The organism is Mesorhizobium sp. M2E.F.Ca.ET.209.01.1.1 (genome assembly GCF_004010375.2).
In the GTDB taxonomy this organism is placed as follows: Bacteria; Pseudomonadota; Alphaproteobacteria; order Rhizobiales; family Rhizobiaceae; genus Mesorhizobium.
The window spans coordinates 1-361 of the sequence record NZ_SADP02000479.1; the positions used below are offsets into that span (position 1 = coordinate 1).

The 361-nt window shown below is 64.8% G+C and carries 1 protein-coding gene; it reads right to left on the reverse strand.

The annotated features are described in order from the left end of the window. On the reverse strand, window positions 1-361 hold a 361-nt coding region (locus EN852_RS42830; RefSeq protein ID WP_246694530.1), incomplete at both ends, for a DUF2291 family protein.

Below are 361 nucleotides of genomic sequence, written 5' to 3' on the forward strand. Positions count from 1 at the left end.
TGCCGACCGAGATGGAGACCATATTGTCGGGCTTGCGCAGGACATCGTAGGACTGCAGCGCGGCGGGCCTCGGCTTGCCGGTGTCGATGACACCGAGAGACTGGTCGGCGGCATAGAGCGTCCAGAAGCGGGCCGTCGGGTATCCGCCTTCGATCGTATAGGCGCCGAGCACCTTGGCGGTCCGGCCCTCAAGTGCCTCGCGCGGCAGTTTGGACAGCACGGTCTTGTCGGCATAGGCGTTGAAGGCCTTCCCGAACTGGGCGAAGTCGATCTGGTTGGTGAAGTCGTTGAACTGGACGAAATCGAGGCTGTCCCGCAACGCCGTGCCGCGCATGGCCGGCCCGATCTGGACGCGCGCATC